General features: G+C 42.2%; 2 pseudogenes. Both read right to left on the minus strand.

The features are described from left to right. Positions 1-667 (minus strand): annotated as a pseudogene (locus R7127_RS26700) (alpha-glucosidase); the annotation flags it as partial. 115 nt (positions 668-782) lie between these two features. Further along, positions 783-1,123, minus strand: a pseudogene (locus R7127_RS26705) (transcriptional regulator); the annotation flags it as partial.

Raw genomic sequence — 1,123 nt, forward strand, 5'->3', positions numbered from 1 at the left:
AGTCTTTCATCTCGCTAAAGTTAATTTTAATGCCGTTCTCGATGGTCGAAATCTGGCGCTTGTAATCTGGGTAGTACTGCGCCACGGTTTGGTCTTTGCGCGTCGACAGCGCGTATTTCACCAACTCGCCGTCCCACTCCAACGCCAAGTTCATATCACGATCAGTTTTGTTAGTGATGAGCGTTTCCACCAGCGAAGAGCGATCAGTCACGAAGCGCAGCACCATTTGCACGTGAATATCGTCCAAGTCCAACACCTGCACTAACGCACCTGGAATGGAATAGACTTTCGCTTCTGCGTTCGATAAGTCGTAAGTTTGGCCACTCACTTTGTCGGTCAACGTGAGCTTGTCGAACGTTTGGCCAGACATAAAATGCGCGTACTCTTGCGTCACTTGCATAATACCGCCGAAAGCGCCATAACCCGCCGCATCTTCAGGTAGCAAATGGCCATGCCACGCGCCGTTGTCCGTGAGTGCGTTGTACTTCAGGTTCGAATAACTGTCGTAATCACGCAGGTAAGTTGGATTACCAGTACGATCAATCACGTTAGTAAATTCTGAAGTTGGCGCCTGTGGTAAACGGATTTCAGTTTTATCATTGGAACCACATCCAACAAGCGAAATAGTAGCCCCGATCAGAATGGCAAGTGTGCTCTTTTTAAACATACTTTTTCCCTATTATTTGCATTATTTTTATATTCTCATTTATATAAATGAGTGTTTTTAGTGTGCAGAAGCTCGGCTCGCACTAAATAAGCACGAGCTTCCAATAATTATTCTTTTATTTTTCTTTAGCGATAGTGATGGATTTTAATAAATCGCCATTAATATTCGGAATTGTGTCAGCCAAAAATATCTGATTACCAGGCGTAAAAGTGAGTAAAACATTTTTTAGTCGTTGACTGTTTTCACTGGTTTTATTTTGAACATCAAACTCAATTAATTTGTTGTACACTTCATTTGCCAGTTTTTCTTCTTGTTCTTCGGTAATCGCAATGCGTCCAACACAAATTGGAGGTCGAATATCGTGGCTAAACACTTCTTCACGAAAGCGCTGTGCAAATAGCGTGTCTAAATTTGAACCTTCTTCAAAAATAAAGCGGCCTGTATCTTTAAATTGAT

Source organism: Vibrio sp. 1159, assembly GCF_033340395.1.
Lineage (GTDB): Bacteria > Pseudomonadota > Gammaproteobacteria > Enterobacterales > Vibrionaceae > Vibrio > Vibrio alginolyticus.